This is a genomic window from Micromonospora sp. NPDC002389 (assembly GCF_040296095.1).
GTDB lineage: Bacteria > Actinomycetota > Actinomycetes > Mycobacteriales > Micromonosporaceae > Micromonospora.
This window is the reverse complement of record NZ_JBEOWP010000003.1, coordinates 127,104-143,465: the sequence shown is the minus strand read 5'-3', so window position 1 is coordinate 143,465 and position 16,362 is coordinate 127,104. Positions and strand designations below refer to the sequence as shown.

Here is a 16,362-nt window from a genome sequence, read left to right as displayed (position 1 = left end):
GCGAGTATTTACTGGATTGGCGTTACCGGTAATCCAGTAAATACTCGCCGGTCCGCCCTGGGTCAGATGAAGACGGCCCAGGGCGGGCCGGGGAGCAACGGCGTGATCGGCTACGGCACCCCGTTGTTTGAGGTGGCCTGGACGCGGGCGGCCTGGAATCAGGTCGTGTGGCGGATGATCAGTCCTGCGATCCGCTCGGTGAGCCCCGGCCAGAAGAACGGATGGTGACCCATGCCCGGCACGGTCTCCCGCTGCGCCGCCGGAATCTGCGCCCCGAGGGCTTGACCGTGAGCGTGGTCAGGGGCGGCGCAGACGCAGGGCTACGAAGCTCGGGCGCTCGGTCAGCCGCTCGTAGCGCTCCGGGTCGACAGCGCGCAGCGTCTCGACCGCCCTCGGCTCGACCAGCCGCTCCAGCACGAACCCGGCGTCGAGCACCTCGGTCACCAGAGACTCAAGGGTCATCCGCTGCAAGCGCATGGTGATCCCGTCCACCGCCACCACCTCGGCTCCCCGGCCGACCAACTCGGCCGCATAGTGGCCGCCACCGCAGCCTGCGTCCAGGACCCGGAGACCGGCGACGTCGCCGGCGAGCGTCAGCATGGCCGGCCGGTCCGTGTAGGCATTGTGCGGACTGTCAGCGGCGTGCGCCGCTAAGACGTCACCGGCCTGGTCGTGATACGCGTGGGCTGCGGACATCCGGGAAGCCTGCCCGGGTGGTGGCGCGGGCCGCAACCCACATCGGGGCACCGGCACGGGTCACGGGTCACGGGTCAGAGACCGAGACCGCCCCGGACGGTCGTCTCCTGGCCGGTGAACTCTCCGGTGAGCAGGGGCATGGCTTGCGCGATCGCCGCCTTGGTCTCCGGGAGTTGGAGCGAGCGGGCGTGGTGTTCGCGACTCTGCCAGACCTCGGTGACGACCACGAGGTCCGGATCGGTGTCGGAGACGCCGACGACGTAGAGGTGGCACCCCGCCGCCTGCAGACCCTCGACGCCGTCGAGCAGGATCGCCACGACCTCGTCCCGGTGGCCGGGCCTGGTCCTCATGGAGCCGATGTAACCGAACACGATCGCTGCCTCCCGGATACCGACGGAGACCCGACCGTACTGTCCGGCTACGACATTCCCGGTCGACCCGGACCGGTCAGGCGGCGCGGCGTCGGCGGAACGGGAACCAGGACCACCGGGGCGCGGGCGGCCTCGGGGCGACGGCGGGTGCCGCCGGGGTGGCGGCGGCCCGACGCGCGGCACGCCACGTCGACACCACGGCGTCGGCGTCGACCGGGCGCACCACGACCCGAGGGCCGGACGGGTTACGCAGCCAGGCCATCACCTCGGCGTTCAGGTCGGCGACGCAGGAGCGTACGGCCTGCTCGGTCGGCAGGTCGCGGACCTCGTCCGGTAGGCGTTCGATGCGGCGGCGCAGCAGCAGCGGAGTGGGCAGCAGCAGGTCGGTGGGGAGCTTCTCGCGCTCCATGAAGCTCTTGATCCACCAGGACTCGTCGTAGGGCAGTCCCCGGCCCGGGATCGGCCTGCCCGCGCCGGGCAGGTCGTCGAACTCCCCGCGTTCCTGCGCCGAGCGGATCTGCGCCTCGACCGACGCCTCCCACATCCGGTCCACCCGTTCCCCCTCCCCGTCCCACCACGGTAACGCGACCGACCGGGCCGACGACGATCACGCCGTGGTGACCTCAGCTCTCGCGTAGCACGGCCACCCCGCCGGGCGGCAGGGTCACCGCCTCGTCGACCTCGGCGTCGGTGAGGAGGTCCCGGCCGCGTGCCGGTACGCGCTGCGCGCGGTCGGTGTGGTTGAGCAGGAACAGCCAGCTCACCCCGTCACCGAGGCGACGGACCGCCTCGACCCCGGCGGGTGCGCCCGGGCAGACCGGGGTGACTCCGGCGGCGCGGGCGGCGGTGTCGAGCAACCGGCGGTAGGTGGCGTCGTCGGGGCGGGTGGAGACGTACCAGGCGGTGCCGGTGCCGTGGCGGTGCCGGGTGATCGCCGGTGACCCGTCGAGCACCCCACCGACGTACGCGGTGACCGTCTCCGCCCCGGTCAGGTGGACCGTCTCGGCCCAGAGCCGACCGGCGCCGCCGTCGCCGAGGCGTACGTGGTCGCCGTCGGCGTACGGGTGGAACTCCTCCACCCGTACGCCGAGCACGTCGCGCAGGGCGCCCGGATAGCCGCCGAGCCGGACCCGTGCGTACTCGTCGGCGGTGCCGCTGAGGTACGTGGCCAGCAGATGACCACCCCGGTGGACGTACTCGCCGATCCACTCGGCGGTGGCGTCGTCGATCAGATAGAGCGCGGGCAGGACGAGCAGCCGGTACCCGTCGAGGGGGTCACCGGGCACGACCGTGTCGCAGCCGTGGCCGGCCTGCCACAGGGCCCGGTGTGCGGCGGCGAGTTCCTGCTGGTGGTCCAGCCGGGTGGAGGGCAGGCCCGGGTGGCGCAGCGCCCAGGCGCTCGGGGCGTCGACGGCCAACGCCACGGACGCCTCGACCCGGCCGCGTACCTCGGTGAGCCGCTCCAGCGCCGCGCCGAGGTCGACCGCCTCGCGGAACGCCCGACTGTCCGGGCCGGCATGCGGCACCAGGGCGGAGTGGAAGCGTTCGGCGCCGCCTGCGGAGGCCCGCCACTGGAAGAACATCGCGCCCTGCGAGCCACGGGCCACGTGGGCGAGGCTGTGCCGCAGCATCCGTCCCGGCTCCTTGGTGTGCGACCGCCCGGTGGTGTGGATCTGCTGGGCGGCGCTCTCCATCAACAACCAGGGCGGGGTCGGGGCACCACGGTCGGCGGCGGCGTGTCGGGCCCAGCCTCGGGCCAGGTCGCCGACGAGCGCCGTCTGCTCCTCGGCGCCGCCGTCGACAGCCGACGGGTAGTGGTCGACGGCGACCAGGTCCACCTCGCGGGCCCAGCGGGCGTGGTCGACCGGCACCCAGTCGCCGAGCACGTAGTTGGTGGTGACCGGGGTCTGCGGGGCGGCGGCGCGCAGCAGGTCCCGCTGTTCGGCGTACGCGGCGAGCAGCGTGTCCGACCAGAAGCGGCGGAAGTCAAGAAGGTGGCCGGGGTTGCCCAGGTACTGGGTGGCGCGGGGGGTGCTGATCTGCGCCCAGTCGGAGTAGTGCTGGCTCCAGAAGCCGGTGACCCAGGCGTCGTTGAGGGCGGCCAGGTCGCCGTAGCGCCCGGCCAGCCAGCGCCGGAAGGCCCGGGCGGTGTGCTCGCAGTGGCAGGTGGTGCCGTACTCGTTGTGCACCCGCCACATCGTCACGGCCGGGTGCTGGGCGTAGCGGTCGGCGAGGGCGGCGGTGATGCGGCGGGCGGCGGAGCGGTAGGCGGGGGCGGCGGCGCAGTAGGTGTCGCGGCTGCCGTGGTGCAGGCGGACCCCGTCGGCGGTGACCGGCAGCGCGCCCGGGTGGGCGAGGGAGAACCAGGGTGGCGGGGAGGCGGTGGGGGTGGCCAGGGCGACCCGGACGCCGCCGTCGTGCAGCAGGTCGAGGACCTGGTCGAGCCAGTCGAAGGTGTACCGGCCGGGGGCCGGCTCGAGGCGGGACCAGGCGAACACGCCGACGGTGACCAGGTTGACCCGAGCCCGGCGCATCAGCGCGACGTCCTCGGCCCAGACCTCCGCCGACCACTGCTCCGGGTTGTAGTCACCGCCGTAGCAGAGCCGACCGTCGTGCCACATCGCCCACCATCCGTCGGATTAGTTGATGATCCGTCCAAACTATGGAGGCGGTTTGCCCATGTCAACGGCGCCGATAGTTTCGGCATCGATGATCCTCGTTGACAGTTCGTTGGGTAATTAAAGAAACTATCCGCACCGCCGTACCCTCGTCGAGGAGAGCCGATGCCGTACCGACCGCCGTTGGTGCCGTACGAGACGTTCGTGGCTGACCCGCCCGACCTGCCCACCCGCTCCCCCGGCGAGGGTGGGACCGCGGTGGTGGGACGGGCCGAGTTCGTCGGCGGCGACACCTCCGGGGCCACCTTCAAGGCGGCGCTGGCCGACGGGGTGACGGCGGTGGTCCGGGTGGAGGCCGCCGGTGACGGCGTGATCCGGGTCCGGCTCGCCGAGGACCCCCAGGCCCGAACCCGGTCCGCGCGCGCGGTGACGCTGGTCCGCCCGCAGGCGCGGCCGGCCACCGTGACCGCCGACGACCGGTGGGTACGCGTCGACGCCGGAGCGGTCGTCGCCGAGATCCGGCTCGACCCGTGGCGGATCCGGTTCCTGCGTCCCGACGGCACCGTCCTGCTGGAACAGGACCCCGGCACGGTCGACATCAGCGGCCGGCGGCGCACGCTGCCCTTCGGCCGCTCCACGGTCGACGGGGTCCACGTCGCCTGGCACGAGAGCTTCGTCGCGCCCGGCGACGAACGCTTCGTCGGCTTCGGGGAGAAGTTCACCCCGCTGGACAAGCGCGGCCAGCGGGCGCTGATGTGGAACTTCGACGCCTTCGGCAGCGAATCCGACCGGTCGCACAAGAACGTGCCGTTCTATCTGTCCAACCGGGGCTACGGGCTGCTCGTCGACAGCGGCCTGCCGGTGCAGTTCGACGTCTGCCAGTCCACCCACAGCACTGTCCAGATCCTGGCCCCCGACGACCTGCTGGACTACTACGTGCTGGCCGGGCCGACCCCCGCCGAGGTGCTGGACCGTCTCGACCTGCTCACCGGTCGGCCGTACCTGCCGCCCCGCTGGGCGTTCGGCGCCTGGATCTCCTCCGGCTTCTATCCGGACAGCCAGGAGAAGGTGCTGGAGCGGGCTCGGCGCATCCGCGAGCGCGACATCCCCTGCGACGTGCTGCACCTGGACTGCTACTGGCAGGTCGCCGGGAACTGGTCGGACCTGCGCTGGGACGTCGAGGCGTTCCCCGACCCGGCCGGCATGCTGCGGACCCTCGGCGAGCAGGGCTTCCGGGTCTGCCTCTGGATGAACCCGTACCTGATGACCGGCAGCCCGCTGTACGCCGAGGCGGAACGCGCCGGCTACTTCCTGCGCCGCCCGGACGGCGGCACGTACGTGGCGGACGTGTGGCACGGCAGCTATCCGGTCAGCGCCATCGTGGACCTGACCAACCCGGCCGCCGTCGACTGGTTCACCGGCCTGCTGCGGCCGCTGCTGAAGCAGGGCGTGGCGGTGTTCAAGACCGACTTCGCCGAGGGGGTGCCGGCCGACGCGGTGGCCCACAACGGGATGACCGGCGTCGAGCTGCACAACGTCTACAGCCTGCTCTTCAACGACGTGGTCGCCCAGGTCACCCAGGAGGTGGCCGGTCACCGGGCGGTGTGGGCGCGCTCGTCGTACCTGGGTGGGCAGCGGCACAGCGCGCAGTGGAGCGGCGACGTCAACGCGACCTGGCCGGCGCTGGCCAGCACGCTGCGCGGCGGGTTGTCGCACGGCCTGTCCGGGGTGCCGTTCTGGAGCCACGACACCGGCGGCTTTCACGGCACCCCGGAACCGGATCTGTACGTCCGCTGGTCGCAGTTCGGGGCGTTGTCGCCGCTGCTGCGGCTGCACGGCACCACCAGCCGGTTGCCCTGGGACTTCCCGGCCGAGACCGAACGGCTCGCGGTGCAGGCGCTGCGGCTGCGGTACCGGCTCATGCCGTACCTGTGGTCGGCGGCGGTGCAGGCCGCCCGTACCGGCGCGCCGATGATGCGCGCCCTGCTGGTCGACACGCCGCAGGACCCGACGGCCTGGACCACCGACCTGCAGTACCGCCTCGGCACCGACCTGCTGGTGGCGCCGGTGCTGGACCCGACCGGGCAGCGTGACGTCTACCTGCCGCTCGGGGACGACTGGATCGACGCGGCCACCGGCGAGCGGCACCCGGGCGGGCGGCACCTGCGGGTCACCGTGCCGCTGTCGCGCACCCCGCTGTTCGTGCGGTACGGCACGCTGCTGCCGCTGGTCGCGCCGCACCCGACCGTCGGCGACCGGCCGTTCCGCGACGTCACGCTGGTCAGCTGGGGTGCCGTCGAGGGGCGGACGGTGGTGCACGACGTCGACGGCGACACCGTCATCGAGGCGTTCCGCGACGGCGACGAGTTGCGGATCAGGACGCGAGGGCCGCTGCTGGTGGGGCAGTTGGCGTTCGCCGGGGTCGGCGAGTCCGACCTGCCGGCCCGGTCACTGCTCAACGGTGCGGCGGTGACCGTCGTGCCCTTCGCGGGGTTGTTCCCCGCCTAGGGCCGACCGTCGCGCGTGGCGCCCGGCTGGACGGAGTCGGGCGTCACGCGGGACGGGGCCGGACCCGGGTGGGTCCGGCCCCTGCCGGGCGACGCCGCACCGCGCCCGGTCAGCCCTTCACCGCACCGGTGATGACACCCTTGGTGAAGTGCCGCTGCACGAACGGATAGATGATCACGGCGGGGATGACCGTCACGATCACCACGGCCATCTTGACGGCGAGCGTCGGCGGGTACGCCGTCACGCCGGGCAGGCTCACCGACGCACCGGAGACGTTCGGTGACTGTCCGGCCAGGATGTAGCTCTGCAACACCCGCTGGATCGGGAACTTGTCGTTGGAGTCGATGTAGAGCACCGCGTTGAAGTACGCGTTCCAGTAGCCGACCGCGTAGAAGAGACCGACCACGGCGATCACCGCCTTGGACAGCGGCAGCACGATCCGGGTGAGGATGCGCAGCTCCCCCGCGCCGTCGATGCGGGCGCTGTCGAGCAGTTCGGCCGGTACGTTCATGAAGAACGCGCGGATCACCACCAGGTTGAACACGCTGATCGCGCTGGGCAGGATCAGCGACCAGATGCTGTCCTTGAGGCCCAGCCCGGTCACCACCAGATAGCTCGGCACCAGCCCCGGGAAGATCAGGAACGTCAGCAGGAAGTAGAACAGCAGCCCACGGTGGCCCACCGAGCCCGGCCGGGACAGCCCGTACGCGGCCAGGACGGTGAGCAGCAGGCTGACCGTGGTGCCGAGCACGGTGACCAGGGTGCTGATCCACACCGCCTGGGTGACGTCGCCGCCGCTGAAGATGGTGATGTACGCCGACGGGTCGATCTCCCGGGGGATGATCACCATGCCGCCGGCGTCGTCGATGGTGCCGCGCGAGGCGAGGCTGGTGACCAGCACCGCCCAGAGCGGCACCAGCACCGCCGCGACCAGCAGCGTGAGCACGACCCCCTTGCCGATGGTCAGGGACGTCGAGGGGCGGCCCGCCCACACCGGACGACCGGCGGGACGTCGCCGAGGCGGTGGCGCGGGTGGGCCCGCCGTTCTCGGTGCCGCGGGCACCGGCCCGGCACCACTGAGCTGCGCGGTCATGATTTCGCGTACACCCCCTGCTCGCCGAGCCGGTGCGCGACCTTGTTCGCGGTGATGATCAGCGCCAGGCCGACCACCGCCTTGAACAGGCCCGCCGCGGCGCCGAGTCCCCACTGCTGGGTACTGATCGCCTGGTAGTAGACGAAGGTGTCGAGCACTTCGGCGGCCTCCCGGCCGACCGCCTCACGTTGCAGGATGAACTGCTCGAAGCCGACCGAGAGCGCGTCGCCGAGCCGCATGATGAGCAGCAGCACGATCACCGGACGCAGGCCGGGCAGGGTGATGTGCCACAGCCGCCGCCACCGCCCGGCCCCGTCGGCGGCCGCCGCCTCGTACAGGTTCTGGTCGATCGCGGAGAGCGCGGCCAGGAAGACGATCGCGCCCCACCCGAGGTCCTTCCAGACCGCCTCGGCGGTGACCAGCACGATGAACGTGTCCGGGTTGGTCATGATCTCCCAGGGCTGCATACCGGCCTGGCGCATCTCCTGGGCCAGCAGTCCGGCACCGCCGAACATCTGCACGAAGAACGTCACCACCAGCACCCAGCTGAAGAAGTGCGGCAGATAGACGACGCTCTGCACGAAGCCGCGCAGCCGCCCGGAGACCACGCTGTTGAGGATGAGCGCCAGCAGGATCGGCAGCGGGAAGAAGAACACCAACTGGAAGGCGGTGATGCTCAGCGTGTTGCGGACCGCGTCCCAGAACAGCGGGTCGCGGAAGAGGGCCTCGAAGTTGCCGAAGCCGATCCACTCGCTGTTGAGGAACGCGTCCAGCGGGTCGTCGCCGACGAACGGGTTGTAGTCCTGGAAGGCGATGACGTTGCCCAGCGTGGGCAGGTAGTGGAAGACCAGCAGCAGCAGGGCCGCCGGAGCGGCCATCGCCAGCAGCGGCCAGTCGCGGCGCAGCCGGGCCCGCAGGCTGCGCCGCCCACCGCGCCGGGGACGCCGCGGCGTACGCCCGGCGGGTGGTCGCTCCTCGACGGTGCCGGGGGCGTTCATCGGCCGTTGTCGGCGAGCGCCTTCTCGTGGAACGCGCGGCCCTCCTCGCCGCCGGTGTCGAGGAACTCCTTGCGTACCTGGGCCAGGTCGCTGACCGGGCGTCGGCCGCGCAGGATGTCGCGGATCTTGTCGTCGGTCGGCTGGATGATCTTCGACCAGTTCGCCGGCAGTTCCAGTTTGATCCCGGCGAACAGGTCCTTCTCGATCGAGGCGATGTTGTTGCGGTAGTAGCCCAGGTAGTCCTGCACGAAGTTGGGCGTGTCGCCGCTGCGTACCTTGACCGGCACCCGACCGCCGATGTGGGTGTACTGCGCGCCCAGCTCGGTACGTCCCCGCTCGGTCAGCGTCGGCGTGCCGTCGGAGCCCCGGGTGAAGTGCTGTCCCTCCACGCCGTACTCGCGCAGCTCGAACTCCCGGCTACCGAACGGGGCGGCACACCAGTTGAGCACCCGCAGCAGCTCGTCGACGCGCTCGGCGGGCAGGTCCTTCTTGAGGAAGGTGTAGAAGATCGGCTTCTCGCTGCCCCAGATGACCGGTTGGGCGCCCGGCGCGCCGAAGACCGGCAGCGGCTGCATGTTGAAGGTGGGCAGTTCCTTGACCCGTTCGCTCTGCATGCCCTGCCAGGCGCCGAGGCCGTCGCGGTACATCAGGATCTTGCCGGAGTTGAAGAGCTGCTTCTCGTCGGCGCCCTTGCTGGCCACCGTGTCCGGGTGCACCAGGCCCTCGGCGAACAGCCGGGCGGTGAACTCCAGCGCCGCCTCGAAGGCCGGGTCCTCGAACTTGTGTTGCAGGCCGCCGTCGGGCATCTTGCGCCAGCGCTCGTGGCAGCCGAAGTACTGCTGCACCATCTCGAAGACGCTGCCGAAGGCCCACACGCCCTTGGCCGGGTCGGTGGCCTTCTTGCCGAACTCGTACAGCTCGTCGGGGCTGGCCGGGGCGGCCAGCCCCGCGGCGTCGAGCAGATCCTTGCGGTAGAACATGGCCCACGCGAACGGCCCGTCGGTGGGGAACGGCACGGCGTAGAGCCGCCCGCCCCAGACCGAGTACTCCCAGGCGCCGCTGGGCAGCGCCGCCAGGTACGGGTACTTCGCCGCGTTGTCGCCCTGCAGGTGGTCGGTCAGGTCGGTGAACAACGCCTTGACCGCGTCGGAGAACCGGGCGACCTTGTCCACCTCCCAGTTCGGCGCGGACAGCAGCTCCGGCACGTCGCGGGCGCCGAGCATGGCGTTGAGTTTGTCGGCGTAGGTCAGGCCGTCCTGCAGGCTGGGGTTGACCTCGACGCCGAGCTTGCCGTTGACCGCGGCGAGGTAGGAGTTGCGGCCCAGCGGCGGCGGCGTCGGGCCCCACCACGGGCTCATCGTCTGGATCGGCGGGCCGCCCCGGCCGGGCTGCTCGGTGACCGCGTCGACGAGTTCGCGGGGGTAGCTGAGGTAGCCGTCCGGGATCGGGCCCTCGCCGGGGATGTCCGGCTTGAGCAGCTCGACCCGCTGGTAGGTGGGCAGCACCGCCTTGATGGCGTCGGCGCTGGTGGCGCTGCCCTGGCTGCCGGCCTCCTTGCTGCAACCGGCCAGGGCGCCGCCGCCCACGGTCGCGGCGGCGCCGAGGCCGATCAGCCGCAGCATGGTGCGGCGGTCGGTGGATGTGCGCGGGGAAGGTGTCACGGCGCACTCCCTTCGTCGTCGATAACGGTTTGCGGAGCGGAGGACTCCGGCTAGGATTAGTTGGGGTTCTAGCCGAACAAACTAATCGACGGCTATCCCGTCCCACAAGACAGGGCGTGCCGGCGGCCCGGACGGCGTGGTCGGTCCCGCCACCGCGGTACGCGATGATGGACGCGCGCGCCACGACACCGGCGCAGGGAGCGGGCAGATCGTGATCAGCATCCAGAACGAACCGCAGCCGACCGACCTCGGTGACGTGCGGGTCGCCAACCGCGCGGTGGTCCTGCGGCACGTCCGCCTGCACGCCCCCTGCTCCCGCGCCGACATCGCCGCCCGCACCGGCCTGAACAAGGCCACCGTCTCCAGCCTCGTCGCCGAGCTGATCGACCAGCGGCTGGTCCGCGAGACCGGCCTCACCGAGAACCGGGTCGGTCGCCCCGCCACCATGCTGGTGCTCGACGGCGAACCGTACGCCGCCCTCGGCCTGCAACTCGGCGCCGACGAACTGGTCGCGGTCGCCATCGACCTCGGCGGCAACCGGCTGCTCACCTGGCGGCGGGCCTTCGCCGCCGACACGGTCTCCCCCGCCGAGACCCTGCGCGCGCTGACCGCCCTGGCCCGCCGCGCGATCGGGCGGGTCACCGCGCAGGGCCGCACCATGCTCGGCCTCACCGTCGGGGTGCCCGGGCTGGTCGACCCCGCCGGGGCGGTCCCGTTGGCCGACGCCCTCGGCTGGCGGGACGTGCCGGTCGCCGCCGACCTGCGCGCCGCCCTGCGCGAACCGGCCTTCACCGTCGGCGTGGAGACCGTCGCCAACCTCGCGGCCCTGGCCGAGCAGCGCCACGGCGCGTACGCGGGCACCGCCGACCTGGTGCACCTGGCCGGCGGCATCACCGTCGGCGCCGGCATCATCGCCGCCGGCCGGCTGCTGCGCGGCGGACGCGGCTTCGCCGGCGGCATCGGCCACCTGCCCGTGGACCCGGCCGGGCCGCCCTGCGACTGCGGCGGCCGGGGCTGCCTGACCACACTGGTGGGGCTGCCCGCCGTGGTCCGCCGGCTGCTGCCCGACGCCGAGGCCGACGGCCCGGTCACCGACTATCTGCCCGAGCTGACCCGGATCGTGGCGCTGGCTCGCCAGGACGACCCCACGGTCTGCAACGGCCTGGCCGAGACCGGCCGGCACCTCGGCCGTGGCGTGGCCGTCCTGGCCGACCTGCTCAACCCGGAGGCGGTGGTGCTCGGCGACCACTTCGCCACCCTGGCGCCCTGGCTGCTGCCGGCGGCCCGCTCCGAGCTCGCCGCGCGGGCCCACGCCCCCGGCGCCGGCGGCGTACGACTCGACGCCTCCACCCTGGACACCGCCGCGGCGCTCGGCGGCGCCACCGCGGCCCTGGCCGCCGTCGAGGCGGGACGCTTGCCGACCCGCTGACCTGGGCACCGTGTCCCGAGTCTTGACCGGATCGGTCGATGGTGCCAACCTCGAAGCGAGCCGCTCCGCTCGGGCACCCGGGGCGGCTTGCTTTCCGCGGTTCGTCGAAGCGCTTCACCTGCGTCCGGGGCCGACGACCGTTACCCCACCGTCACCTGCGATGCCGCTCGGCCATCCGCCGTCGAAGCGCTTCGACCTCCGGCGCGCCGGGCACTGGAAGGCGATCCACCATGACCGACCGCACCCTGCCCGCATCCCGGGACCGGATCGATGACCTGTTGGCCCGGCTCACCCTGCCGGAGAAGATCGGCCTGCTGCACCAGTGGCAGGCCCCCGTCCCCCGGCTCGGCCTGCCCGCGTTCAAGACCGGCACCGAAGCGCTGCACGGCGTCGCCTGGCTCGGCCCGGCCACCGTGTTTCCCCAGGTCATCGGCCTGGCCAGCAGTTGGGACCCGGATCTGATCCGGGCCGTCGGCGCGGCCGTCGGCACCGAGGTACGCGCCAAGAACCACGCCGACCCGGACCGCGTCGGCCTCAACGTCTGGGCCCCCGTGGTCAACCCGCTGCGCGACCCGCGCTGGGGCCGCAACGAGGAGGGCTGGTCGGAGGACCCGTGGCTGACCGGCCGACTCGCCACCGCGTACGCGCAGGGGCTGTGCGGCGACCATCCCGAGCGGCTGCGGACCGCCCCCACGGTCAAGCACTTCCTCGGCTACAACAACGAGACCGACCGGGCCGCCACCTCCAGCGACCTGCCGCCCCGGGTGCTGCACGAGTACGAGCTGCCCGCCTTCCGCGCCCCGATCGCCGCCGGTGCGGCCTTCGGCGCGATGGCGTCGTACAACCTGGTCGACGGGGTGCCGGCGCACCTGAGCCCACTGATCGACGGCGAACTGCGCGGGTGGGCGTCGGACGAGCTGCTGGTGGTCGGTGACGCGGGCGCAATCGGCAACCTCACCGAGGTGCAGGGCCAGACACCCGACCACGTCCACGGGTTCGCCGCCGCGCTGCGCGCCGGAATCGACAGCTTCACCGAGAACCACACCGACAGCGCCCCCACCCGACGGTGGTTGACCGAGGCACTCGACCGGGGCCTGATCTCCGCGTCCGACGTGGACCGGGCGGTACGGCGCATCCTGTCCGTGCGGCTGCGCCTGGGTGACCTGGACCCGCCACACGACGACCCGTACGCCGCGACTCCCGCCGACGTCGTCGACTGCCCGGCCCACCGCGACCTGGCCCGGCAGGCCGCCCGCGACTCCGTGGTGCTGCTGCGCAACACCGGCCTGCTGCCGCTGCCCGCCGGTACCCGGGTCGCCGTGCTCGGTCCGCTGGCCGACGCCGTCCACGAGGACTGGTACAGCGGCACCCTGCCGTACGCGGTCACCACCTACCAGGGGCTGACCGGGCGGCTGCCGCAGGTCACCACGCACCCGGGCACCGACCGCGTCGTGCTGCGGGTCGGGGATCGGTACGTGGGCTGCCCGGACACCGCCGACGGCGGTCCGCTGACCGTCAGCGCCGACGCCACCCGGTTCGACGTGTTCGACTGGGGGCGCGACACGGTGGCGCTGCGGGCCGTCGGCAACGGCCGGCACGTCGGCGTCGACGACGACGGCGCCCTGCGCAACGACCGGCCCGGCCCGGGCGGCTGGGTGGTGCGCGAGACGTTCCAGTTCGACCCGCTGCCCGCCGGCACCGTGCTGCTGCGGCACCTGGCCACCGACCGGTACGTCACCGTCGACGACCAGGGGCGGCTGCGGGTCGACGGCGACGACCGGCAGGCCGCCACCGCCTTCGGCATCGACCTGGTGATCGACGGCGCGGCCGAGGCCGCCGCGCTGGCCGCCGACGCCGACGTGGCGGTGGTGGCGTTGGGCAACCACCCGATGGTCAACGGCCGCGAGACCGAGGACCGGGTGGACCTGGCCCTGCCCGCGCGGCAGGAGGCCATGCTGCGTGCCGTGCACGCCGCCAATCCGCGGACGGTGCTGGTGGTGACCAGCAGCTACCCGTACGCGATCGGGTGGGCGCAGCAGCACCTGCCGGCGGTGCTCTGGTCCGCCCACGGCGGTCAGGAACACGGCCGGGCCCTGGCCGACGTGCTGCTCGGCGACGCCGACCCGGCCGGCCGGCTCACCCAGACCTGGTACGCCGACACCGCCGACCTGCCGGACCTGCTCGACTACGACGTGATCGGCGCCGACGCCACCTACCTGTACTTCCGGGGCGAGCCGCTGTACCCGTTCGGGCACGGCCTGTCCTACGCCGACTTCGACTACGCCGACCTGCGGCTGAGCACCGACACCGCGACGGTCGGCGACACCGTCGAGGTGAGCGTGGACGTCACCAACAGCGGCTCGCGGCCCGGCGTGGAGGTGGTGCAGCTCTACACGCGGCAGCGCCGTTCCCGGGTCAAGCAGCCGTTGCGACAACTGCGCGACTTCGCCCGGATCACCCTGGCCCCCGGGGAGAGCCGGACCGTCACGCTGCGCCTGCACACCGGCGAGCTGGGCTGGTGGGACGCCGATCGCGGCGCTCTCGTGGTGGAGGACGCCACCCACAGCGTGCTGGTCGGCCGCTCCGCCACCGACGTCCGGCTGATCGGCGCGCTGGCGGTACGCGGTGACACGGCGGCCCGGGCGGCGCGGCTGCACAGCGCGAGCGGGGCCCGGTGAGCCGGCGCGGTCGGGTCGCGTCGGGTCAGCCCACCATCGCCGACGTGGCCCGGCACGCGGGTGTCGCGGTGAGCACCGTGTCGTACGTGCTCAGCGGCAAACGGGCCATCTCGGAGCTGACCCGTAACCGGGTGCTGGCCAGCATCCGGGTGCTCGGCTACCACCCGAACGCCGGGGCGCGGGCCCTGGCCAGCCGCCGCTCCAACGTGATCGCCCTGGTGCTGCCGCTGCGCTCGGGCATCCAGGTGCCGGTGGTGATGCAGTTCGCCACGGCGGTGGTGACCTCGGCCCGCCGCCACGACCACGACGTGCTGCTGGTGACCTCCGACGAGGGCCCGGAGGGGCTGCGTCGGGTCGCCGCCGGGGCGCTGGTCGACGGGGTGCTGGTGATGGACGTGGAGCTGCACGACGTACGGGTGCCGCTGCTGCGGGGACTGGGTCGGCCCAGCGTCCTGATCGGCGTACCCGCCGACACCGCCGGTCTGAGCTGTGTGGACCTGGACTTCCACCGGGCCGGCCAGGTGTGCGTGGAGCACCTGGCCGGTCTCGGGCACCGGCGGGTGGCGCTGCTGGGCGCGCCAGCCGCCGTCTACGACCGGGGCACCGGGTTCGCGCACCGCACCCGGGCGGGTGTGGCGGAGGCGGCGGCCCGGCACGGCGTCGAGGCGGTGACGATGCCGTGCGAGGAGAACGCGACCGACGTCCGCCGCCGGGTGGTGGAGCTGTTCGCCCGGTATCCCGACCTGTCCGGCCTGGTGGTGCAGAACGAGGCGGCCGTCGGTGCGGTGCAGGCGGCGCTGGCCGGGTTGGGGCGACGGGTGCCGCACGACGTGTCGATGGTGGCGGTCTGCCCGGACCAGTTCGCCGAGCACGCCGGTCCCCGGCTCACCTCGGTGCCGGTGCCCGCCGAGGAGATCGGCCGGCAGGCGGTGGCGCTGCTGATGCGCAAGCTGGCCGAGGAGCCGGTGCCGGAGACGACGCTGCTGGAGCCCCGGCTGACGGTGCGGGACAGCACCGCCCCTCCGGTGGTCGACACGGCGTCCTACGGCGGTCCGGCGTCGGTGCGGTGACGGTCCGGCGGGGCGGTCGGGCGCGGCTCACTAGACTGCCCGTTCGATGGACGTCCAGCCCGCCCCCACCGCCGACACCCGCCCCTGCGCCCACTGCGGCCGCGACGTGCCGCAGCGCGTCGGCGCGGGCCGCCCGTTCCGGTACTGCCGGGACAACGACGGCGCCTGCCAGCGGGCCTCCCGCAACAGCCGGATGCGTCACCGCAACGCCCCGGGCCTGCCCGGGCAGGTGGCCCGCACCTGGGAGGCGGTGGACCGGCTCGACCAGATCGTCGAGACGTTGACCGAGGCCCTGCACGCCGAGTTGTCCCCGTCCGGGGTGCAGCGCCAGGTGGCGCAGGTCCGCGCGGAGACCGCCGGCGAGGTGGCGGCGGCGCAGGCGGAGCGGGACGAGGCGGTGCGGGCCGCCGAGCACGCCGCCGCCCGCGCCGAACGGGACCGCCGGGCGGCCGAGTCCGCCGCCGCCGACCGGGAGACCGCCCGCGTCGAGGCCACCGAGTCCGCCGCCCGGGCCACCGCCGCCGACCAGCGGGCCACCGCCGCCGAGTCGGCCCGCGACGAGGCACAGCGCGCGGCGGTGGCCGCCGAGGCGCTGCGGGCGCAGGCCGAGGCGGACCGGGACGCCGCCCGCGCGCAGGCGGTCACCCTGCGGGCCGACCTGGACACCGCCCACCGCCGGGTCACCGACCTCACCGCCGAGCGGGACACCGCCCGCGCCGATGCCGAACGCGCCGCCCGCGCCCTCGGCGAGGCCGGCGCCGAGGCCGAGCGGCTGCGGACCGAGGCCGATCGGGCGCGGGCCGCCGCTGATCAGGCCCAGACCCACCTCGTCCAGGCCCGCGCCGACGCCGACCAGGCCCGCACCGAGGCGGCACAGGCCCGCGCGAGCGCCGACCGGGACCGGGCCCAGGTGGCGGCGGCCCAGGCGGAGGTGGCGGCGGTGCAGTCCGAGATCGAGCGGACCCGCACCCAGGCCGCCGCCGACCGGGACCGGGCCCAGGCGGTGGCCCGGCAGGCGGCCGGGGACCTGGCCGCCGCGCTCGCCGACGTCAGCACGCTGCGCGCCGACCTGGCCGCCGCCCGCACCGCCGCGAGCACCGCCGAGCGGGGGCTCGACGATGTGACGGTACGGCTGCGCGCCGCCGAGACCGACCGGGACGACGCCCGGCAGCGGGTGGCCCAGTTGGCCGCCCAAGTGGCGGACCTGGCCACCGCCCTGACCCGCCGCGCCACCTCCTGA

General features: G+C 73.4%; 13 protein-coding genes. 6 read left to right on the top strand and 7 right to left on the bottom strand.

What is annotated here, in order from left to right:
- The first annotated feature begins 66 nt into the window (after window positions 1-66).
- The gene (locus ABT008_RS06795; protein WP_350694292.1) at window positions 67-228 is read left to right on the top strand and encodes a hypothetical protein; all 162 of its coding nucleotides are present in this window, start codon (window positions 67-69) and stop codon (window positions 226-228) included.
- 69 nt (window positions 229-297) lie between these two features.
- Here ABT008_RS06795 and ABT008_RS06790 read toward each other — a convergent pair whose 3' ends face one another.
- The 4 genes from ABT008_RS06790 to ABT008_RS06775 all read right to left on the bottom strand — a co-directional run bounded on the left by ABT008_RS06790 (window position 298) and on the right by ABT008_RS06775 (window position 3,688).
- Window positions 298-696 (bottom strand): class I SAM-dependent methyltransferase, encoded by a 399-nt coding sequence (locus ABT008_RS06790; RefSeq protein WP_350694290.1) that lies wholly within the window; start codon window positions 694-696, stop codon window positions 298-300.
- Window positions 697-770: 74 nt separating this feature from the next.
- Entirely contained in the window at window positions 771-1,046 is a 276-nt protein-coding gene (locus tag ABT008_RS06785; protein WP_350694288.1) for a putative quinol monooxygenase, read from the bottom strand.
- 97 nt (window positions 1,047-1,143) lie between these two features.
- Window positions 1,144-1,611, bottom strand: a complete 468-nt coding sequence (locus ABT008_RS06780) for a DnaJ family domain-containing protein (protein ID WP_350694926.1) — start codon at window positions 1,609-1,611, stop codon at window positions 1,144-1,146.
- Window positions 1,612-1,690: 79 nt separating this feature from the next.
- Window positions 1,691-3,688, bottom strand: coding sequence for a beta-galactosidase (locus ABT008_RS06775; protein ID WP_350694286.1), 1,998 nt, complete (start codon window positions 3,686-3,688; stop codon window positions 1,691-1,693).
- Window positions 3,689-3,850: 162 nt separating this feature from the next.
- Here ABT008_RS06775 and ABT008_RS06770 point away from each other — a divergent pair, with 162 nt between their 5' ends.
- The gene (locus ABT008_RS06770; RefSeq protein WP_350694285.1) at window positions 3,851-6,193 is read left to right on the top strand and encodes a TIM-barrel domain-containing protein; all 2,343 of its coding nucleotides are present in this window, start codon (window positions 3,851-3,853) and stop codon (window positions 6,191-6,193) included.
- Window positions 6,194-6,302: 109 nt separating this feature from the next.
- On the opposite strand, the gene ABT008_RS06765 is transcribed toward ABT008_RS06770, so the two are convergent.
- From ABT008_RS06765 to ABT008_RS06755, 3 genes are read right to left on the bottom strand one after another with little or no spacing between them, the layout of a single operon-like run.
- Window positions 6,303-7,286, bottom strand: a complete 984-nt coding sequence (locus ABT008_RS06765; RefSeq protein WP_350694283.1) for a carbohydrate ABC transporter permease — start codon at window positions 7,284-7,286, stop codon at window positions 6,303-6,305.
- Window positions 7,283-8,284 carry an ABC transporter permease gene (locus ABT008_RS06760; RefSeq protein WP_350694282.1) on the bottom strand — a complete coding sequence of 334 codons (1,002 nt, stop codon included), beginning with the start codon at window positions 8,282-8,284 and terminating at the stop codon, window positions 7,283-7,285. Before ABT008_RS06760 ends, ABT008_RS06765 begins: the two co-directional genes overlap by 4 nt.
- The gene (locus ABT008_RS06755; protein WP_350694280.1) at window positions 8,281-9,945 is read right to left on the bottom strand and encodes an extracellular solute-binding protein; all 1,665 of its coding nucleotides are present in this window, start codon (window positions 9,943-9,945) and stop codon (window positions 8,281-8,283) included. The genes ABT008_RS06760 and ABT008_RS06755 overlap by 4 nt, the downstream gene beginning before the upstream one ends.
- A 211-nt stretch (window positions 9,946-10,156) precedes the next feature.
- Between ABT008_RS06755 and ABT008_RS06750 the strand changes: the two genes are divergently transcribed.
- The 4 genes from ABT008_RS06750 (at window position 10,157) to ABT008_RS06735 (ending at window position 16,362) form a co-directional block, all read left to right on the top strand.
- Window positions 10,157-11,374, top strand: a complete 1,218-nt coding sequence (locus ABT008_RS06750) for an ROK family transcriptional regulator (protein ID WP_350694278.1) — start codon at window positions 10,157-10,159, stop codon at window positions 11,372-11,374.
- A gap of 230 nt (window positions 11,375-11,604) precedes the next feature.
- Window positions 11,605-14,052, top strand: coding sequence for a glycoside hydrolase family 3 C-terminal domain-containing protein (locus ABT008_RS06745; protein WP_350694276.1), 2,448 nt, complete (start codon window positions 11,605-11,607; stop codon window positions 14,050-14,052).
- Window positions 14,049-15,122 carry a LacI family DNA-binding transcriptional regulator gene (locus tag ABT008_RS06740; protein WP_350694274.1) on the top strand — a complete coding sequence of 358 codons (1,074 nt, stop codon included), beginning with the start codon at window positions 14,049-14,051 and terminating at the stop codon, window positions 15,120-15,122. Before ABT008_RS06745 ends, ABT008_RS06740 begins: the two co-directional genes overlap by 4 nt.
- A gap of 46 nt (window positions 15,123-15,168) precedes the next feature.
- The gene (locus ABT008_RS06735) at window positions 15,169-16,362 is read left to right on the top strand and encodes a coiled-coil domain-containing protein (RefSeq protein ID WP_350694273.1); all 1,194 of its coding nucleotides are present in this window, start codon (window positions 15,169-15,171) and stop codon (window positions 16,360-16,362) included.

Coding starts and splice junctions, on each gene's coding strand:
- ABT008_RS06735 (WP_350694273.1), top strand. CDS start 15,169: ATGGACGTCCAGCCCGCCCCCACCGCCGACACCCGCCCCTGCGCCCAC.
- ABT008_RS06785 (WP_350694288.1), bottom strand. CDS start 1,046: ATGAGGACCAGGCCCGGCCACCGGGACGAGGTCGTGGCGATCCTGCTC.
- ABT008_RS06745 (WP_350694276.1), top strand. CDS start 11,605: ATGACCGACCGCACCCTGCCCGCATCCCGGGACCGGATCGATGACCTG.
- ABT008_RS06790 (WP_350694290.1), bottom strand. CDS start 696: ATGTCCGCAGCCCACGCGTATCACGACCAGGCCGGTGACGTCTTAGCG.
- ABT008_RS06770 (WP_350694285.1), top strand. CDS start 3,851: ATGCCGTACCGACCGCCGTTGGTGCCGTACGAGACGTTCGTGGCTGAC.
- ABT008_RS06780 (WP_350694926.1), bottom strand. CDS start 1,611: ATGTGGGAGGCGTCGGTCGAGGCGCAGATCCGCTCGGCGCAGGAACGC.
- ABT008_RS06795 (WP_350694292.1), top strand. CDS start 67: ATGAAGACGGCCCAGGGCGGGCCGGGGAGCAACGGCGTGATCGGCTAC.
- ABT008_RS06775 (WP_350694286.1), bottom strand. CDS start 3,688: ATGTGGCACGACGGTCGGCTCTGCTACGGCGGTGACTACAACCCGGAG.
- ABT008_RS06765 (WP_350694283.1), bottom strand. CDS start 7,286: ATGACCGCGCAGCTCAGTGGTGCCGGGCCGGTGCCCGCGGCACCGAGA.
- ABT008_RS06760 (WP_350694282.1), bottom strand. CDS start 8,284: ATGAACGCCCCCGGCACCGTCGAGGAGCGACCACCCGCCGGGCGTACG.